This is a genomic window from Nocardia mexicana NBRC 108244 (assembly GCF_001613165.1).
Classification (GTDB): domain Bacteria; phylum Actinomycetota; class Actinomycetes; order Mycobacteriales; family Mycobacteriaceae; genus Nocardia; species Nocardia mexicana.
Window position 1 is genome coordinate 1 of record NZ_BDBV01000061.1, and the last position, 5,770, is coordinate 5,770.

The 5,770-nt window shown below is 67.6% G+C and carries 6 protein-coding genes; 4 read left to right on the forward strand and 2 right to left on the reverse strand.

The features are described from left to right. Positions 1–698, forward strand: a 698-nt coding sequence (locus NM1_RS41435) for an RNA-guided endonuclease InsQ/TnpB family protein (protein ID WP_218022175.1), incomplete at its 5' end; no start/stop codon positions are given. A 153-nt stretch (positions 699–851) separates the two neighbouring features. Then, positions 852–1,325: a nitroreductase family deazaflavin-dependent oxidoreductase gene (locus tag NM1_RS24040; protein ID WP_114699834.1), complete on the forward strand. Its 474-nt coding sequence runs from the start codon at positions 852–854 to the stop codon at positions 1,323–1,325. Between the two features lie 165 nt (positions 1,326–1,490). Here the strand turns inward: NM1_RS24040 and NM1_RS24045 are convergent, their stop codons facing one another. Together NM1_RS24045 and NM1_RS24050 are read right to left on the reverse strand one after the other, a co-directional pair. Next, positions 1,491–1,838, reverse strand: coding sequence for a DUF6374 family protein (locus tag NM1_RS24045; protein WP_147289121.1), 348 nt, complete (start codon positions 1,836–1,838; stop codon positions 1,491–1,493). Between the two features lie 38 nt (positions 1,839–1,876). Then, entirely contained in the window at positions 1,877–2,596 is a 720-nt protein-coding gene (locus NM1_RS24050) for a TetR/AcrR family transcriptional regulator (RefSeq protein WP_068023994.1), read from the reverse strand. 112 nt (positions 2,597–2,708) lie between these two features. Between NM1_RS24050 and NM1_RS24055 the strand changes: the two genes are divergently transcribed. Together NM1_RS24055 and NM1_RS24060 are read left to right on the forward strand one after the other, a co-directional pair. After that, the gene (locus tag NM1_RS24055; RefSeq protein ID WP_246011666.1) at positions 2,709–4,511 is read left to right on the forward strand and encodes a hydroxysqualene dehydroxylase; all 1,803 of its coding nucleotides are present in this window, start codon (positions 2,709–2,711) and stop codon (positions 4,509–4,511) included. 206 nt (positions 4,512–4,717) lie between these two features. Next, entirely contained in the window at positions 4,718–5,653 is a 936-nt protein-coding gene (locus NM1_RS24060) for an LLM class F420-dependent oxidoreductase (protein ID WP_068023989.1), read from the forward strand. Positions 5,654–5,770: the final 117 nt, after the last annotated feature.

Here is a 5,770-nt window from a genome sequence, read left to right on the forward strand (position 1 = left end):
CGGTGTTGTCACGCCCTGTCCCGGGCGTCTCCGATCGGCGCGGCATGGTTGCCAATCCCGACCACCTAGATCATGTGCAACGGTCTCTGAGGCGGTTGCAACGCCGAGCTGCCCGCCGCCATGGCCCCGACCGGCGGCGGAGTGTGAAGCCGTCCCGGCGTTGGCAGCGCGCGAATGCGAAGATCACTAGGCTGCACGCTCGCGTCGCAAACTGCCGGGCGGATGGTCTTCGTAAGCTCACCACTGCGCTGACCCGGCGGTTCGGTGTCATCGTGGTCGAAGACCTCAACGTTGCCGGAATGCTGCGCAACTCCCGTTTGTCACGGCGAATCGCCGGTGCCGGGTGGGGTGAACTGCGCCGCCAGCTCGCCTACAAGGCAGTCTGGTGCGGAAGCCACCTGGTTATCGCTGACCGCTGGTATCCCAGCTCGAAGACCTGTTCAGCTTGTGGCGGTGTGAAGACCAAACTCCGTCTGTCCCAACGGATCTACCACTGCGAATTCTGCGGCTATCACGCTGATCGGGACCGCAATGCCGCTCGGAACTTGGCAGCGCTCGCAATGCGGACAGTGGAAGGCGGCACGTCCTCCTCGAGTTGCGGGGCGACGTTAAACGAGCCCGCTGGAAACCTGCGGAAGACCGGCACGGCCGGCGGCGGGTACTGCCACGGGAAGCCCCACGAGGGCAACATCGCGTGAGCAATCGCGTGATTGCAGCCGAGCATCTCGAAGGTTTGGCGGCAACGGTTCAAATCCCTCCGCCATCGAACGGAGGAATCGCGACCGATCGAGATGCCCCGTGCGATGATGCACTCTCGATATTCTTGATCCGGAGCTGTCATGGTGAACGAAATGCCGTCTCGTCCCAGGTTTTTCGACTCTCGGTTCTATGCGCCGGTGATGCGGGTCTTCACGCAGGGGCATGTGGCGCTGTTTCGGGTGACCGGGGGACGGGTCGGTGGGAAGTTCCGGTTCGGGAGTGGGTTTCCGCGCGGGGTTCCGGTGGCGCTGTTGACGACTCGGGGGCGGAAGACGGGTAAAGCGCGGACTATGGCGCTGCTCTATATGGCCGACGGCGACCGTGTCGTCTTCGTGGCTTCGCGCGGCGGGACACCCCGGCATCCGCAGTGGTTCCACAACATCAAGGCCGATCCGAAGGTGCGGGTGCATACGCGGGGCGGAGTGCGGGCGATGATCGCGCACGAGGCCGAGGGGGACGAGCGCGCGGACCTGTGGCGGCGAGTGGTGGAGTACTACCCGGAATGGGGCAGCTACCAGACGTGGACCGATCGTCGTATACCGCTCATCGTCTGCGAACCTGCCTGAGCGTCTGGAAGATTCGCGCCTCGCCGGGGGTTGGCGCCGTGCTTCGGCCGATCCGCGCAATGCCCGCACTGCGCGGAGCTGCCGAAAATGCATACGGTTCGAGGCAACGAGACGCACGGGCCGGGTGAGGTTGTCCCGCAATGGGATCGGCCCGATCTCTCGCGGTCAGGACTTCGCTGTCGGATGCATGGCGAGCACTCGGCGGTCTTCACCCTCTCTGCCGGTGGCGCTGTGCCAGGGCGGGATTGCCGGGTAGCGCGGGTCTGTGCGGGTGGGGCGGCGCGCCGGGGGCGTGGGCCGGGAGCGGGAGGCGGCGCCATGGTCGGGCGGGTCGTCGGTGGACGGCTGCCCCGCCAGCTCGGTGAAGATGCGCAGGCCTTCGGCGACCTTCCCGGACATGACGTTGAGTTGTTCGGCGGACAGGTTGGTGCTGGTGGCGGCGGAGGAGGCGAGGTGGTCGCGCACCTGTTCCAGCCACAGTTGGGCGAGGTGGATGTGGCGGTCGAGAGGCATGCCGTCACAGTACTCCGATTCGAACACAAGTTCGATAGCTATTTTCCCGTGTCGAGTTTCCCGGCATAGACGGCGCGCAGGCCCGCCGCGGCCAGCGCCGTGCAGTGGTCGATGAGGTCGGCCATCGGCAAGGTCAGGTGTCCCTCCTGCTTCTCCACGATGACCCGCTCGAGCATGCCGACCACCGAATGCGCGAACACGTCCACCAGTGCGTCGGGCGCCGCGTCCGGCCGCGCGCGGTGGGCGGTGTCGGCGACCAGCCGGGTGAAGCGCCGCAGCGACTCCTGCATGTGCCGCTCGGCCTGCGGTCCGGCGCCGGCCGGTTCGGCGAAGACGATGCGCAGCTTGCGCCGGTCGTCGCCCAGCGCCTCCAGGAAGATGCCGATCCCGGCGCGCAGCTTCCGGGTGCCCGCCGCGGGCGCCGCCTCGACGCCCGCGGCGACCGCGCCGTACAGCTCCGCGATGACCCGGTCGAATACGGCCACGAACAATTCCCTTGTCCCGGAGAAGGATTCGTAGAAGTAGCGGTCGGTCAGCCCGGCCTCCCGGCAGATGTCCTTGACCCCGGTGGCCTGGACACCGCGCGTGCCGAACAGCTCGTATCCGGCACGCAGCAGTTGCTCGCGGCGGGCGGCGATGCGGCTCGCCGCATCGATGCCGCCATACCTGCGGCGCGGCTGCCGTCGAGCGCTCGAACCGCCGTCGAGCCCGCGGCCGTCACCGGAATCATCCTGGTCCGCGTCGGCAGGTTTGGGCACCGGACCTCCATTCTCGTTCTCTACCAGCAAGTTTCCCATTATCGCGCGGCGAACGGGCCGCTCTGGTAAATATGACGATCGTAATCGTCAGATTTGCGAGAGGTTTGTCGGGGTGTCGAAGGAATCTGGGGGACAACCGCTGTCGCGACGCACGGTGCTGCGTGGCGCGGCCGCCGCGGGGGCGATCGGTTTGGCGGGTGCCGGAACAGCACAGGCGTCCCCGGGCGGACGGCGGCGAAACGGTCCGTCCCGCAATCGGGTTGCGGTGTTCGGCGCGGGCATCGGCGGCCTGACCGCGGCCCACGAACTGGCCGAACGCGGTTTCGAGGTCACCGTCTTCGACCGCAAGGAGCTCGGCGGCAAGTCCCGCACGATCGGGCTACCGGGCAGCGCGGCGGACGGCCGGGTGCCGCTGCCCGGTGAGCACGGCGCCCGCGGATTCACCTCCTTCTACCACCACGTGCACGACACCATGCGGCGAATTCCGGTGCCCGGCAACGCCAACGGCGTCTACGACAATCTGGTGCCGTTCTCGGTCGGCGATCCGCGCTATCCGCGCGCGAACAACCTGCCCGACGGCTTCCCGCTGATGTTCGGCTTCTACTTCGAGCCGCGGGAACTGCTCACCCCGCAGGGCTGGCAGCGCGTGCTGGTCGAGATGTTCCTGAAGAACCACGCGGTTCCGGTGCCCGAGGCGATGTACCTGGCGAGCCGCTTCGTGGCCTACCTGACCTCCAGCGAGGAGCGCCGCCACGGACAGTGGGAGCACACCAGCTGGTGGGATTTCGTCGGCGCCGCAACGCGTTCCGCGGAATACCGGGGCCTGGCCGCGACGGGCTTGACCCGCGCCCTGGTGGCCGCGAAGGAGACGATGGCCAGCGCGCGCTCGATGGGCAATATGGCCGAGGCGTTCCTGATCGCGCTGCTGCAGGAGGTAACCGGCGGCCGGAAGGTGTACGAGGTGCTCGACGGTCCCACCAACGAGGTGTGGCTGGATCCGTGGATCTCGTTGCTGCGCAACCTCGGTGTGCAGTTCCACACCGGCCACGAGGTGCAGGGCTTCGATGTCGACGGCGATTCCATCTCCGGTGCGCGGATCCGTCGCCCGGACGGTTCGGTGCGCACGGTCGACGCGGACTGGTACGTCTGCGCGGTGCCGACCGACCGGGCCCGGGACCTGTGGTCGGAGGATATGCGGCAGCTGGATCCCCGGCTGGCCGCCATGGACGGCCTGTTCGTGGACTGGATGAACGGGCTGCAGATGTTCGTCACCCGCAGGCTGAACCTGGGCCGCGGCTACAACATCTATCTCGATGCCCCGTGGCGGCTCACCTCTTATACCCAAAAAGCGTTCTGGCCAGGCGATTACGCGACCAGATACGGCGACGGCACGATCCAGGACGGGCTGACGATCGATATCGCCGATTGGGACACCCCCGGCATCCTGTTCGGCAAGCCCGCCAAATACTGCACACACGAGGAGATCTACCGGGAGACGTGGGCGCAGATGACCGCGGCACTCAACGACGACGGTGGCGTGCAACTGCCCGAGGGCATCGTGCAGGAGTGGATGCTCGATCCGGGCATCACGTGGTCGGGTGGGCAGAACCACAACGACGAGCCGCTGCTGGTCAACACCATCGGCTCCTGGGATCGCCGCCCCACCGCCGAGACCGCGATCCCGAACCTCTTCCTGGCCGCCGACTACGTACAGACCGATTTCGACCTGGCCACCATGGAGGGCGCCAACGAGGCGGGCCGCCGCGCCGTGAACGCGATCCTGGACGCCTCCGGTTCCCCGGCCACCCGCCCCCAACTGTTCACGCGAGAGTCGATCCCGGCCCTGGAACCGTTCCGCCAGGCCGACGCCGCCCGCTACCGCGCCGGCCAACCCAACCTCTTCGATATCGGCTAGGACCCGCGCGCCGGGATCAGCTACGCGGAGCCGTTCCTCGTCCAGTGAGGCCGAGCGGCATCGCCTGCTAGTCCCGGTATCCCCAACATGCCGGAAACGCGAGGGCGGATGGAAGGTACGTTCGGATTGTCTGGAATGTTGCAATTCGAGACTCGCGAACCGGGGCGTACAGGCCCGGGCGCAAGATCATCGGTACGTTGGAACCCGTGGACCTACGGATCTTCACCGAACCCCAGCAGGGCGCAACCTACGACGACCTCCTGCGCGTCGCGAAGGCGACCGAGGACGCGGGCTTCGACGCGTTCTTCCGGTCCGACCACTATCTGAAGATGGGCGGCGTGTCCGGGCTGCCAGGCCCCACCGACGCCTGGATCACCCTGGCCGGGCTGGCGCGGGAGACCTCGCGGATCCGGCTGGGCACGCTGGTCACCGCCGCCACCTTCCGGCATCCGTCGGCGCTGGCGATCTCGGTGGCGCAGGTGGACCAGATGTCCGGCGGCCGAGTCGAATTGGGGCTCGGGGCGGGCTGGTTCGAGGACGAGCATCGCGCCTACGGCATCCCGCTGCCGGATCTGGGCGAGCGGTTCGACCGGTACTCCGAGCAGCTCGAGATCGTCACCGGGCTGTGGGAGACCGTCGAGGGCGAGACATTCAGCTACCTCGGTAAATACTACGAACTGGAGAACTCCCCCGCGCTGCCCAAACCGGCGCAGCGGCCCCGCCCGCCGGTGATCATCGGCGGTATGGGCAAGAAGCGGACCCCGGAGCTGGCCGCCCGCTTCGCCCAGGAGTTCAACCTGCCCTTCACCGATTCCGCCACGGCCGCAGCGCAATTCGAGCGGGTGGCCGCGGCCGCGCGGGAGATCGGCCGCGACCCGGGCGAGATCACCTGGTCAGCCGCGCAGGTGCTGTGCGTGGGCCGCGACGATGCCGAGATCGCCCGCCGCGCCGCCGCCATCGGCCGCGAGGTCGACGAGCTGAAGCGCAACGGCCTGGCCGGAACGCCCGCCGAACTGGTCGACAAGATCGGCCGCTACCGCGAGGAAACCGGCATCACCCGCCTCTACCTGCAGGTGCTGGATTTGTCCGACCTGGATCACCTGGAGTTGGTCGCGGCAGAGGTCGCCCCGCAGCTCGGCTGAATCGATTACGTAGCCGCCCCCGTCATTCCGGCATGCTTCTGGCTGGAATCCACCACGAGATCCCGGCCAAAAGCATGCCGGGAATATGGTTGTGCAGCAGGCGCTGGGAACATGGTC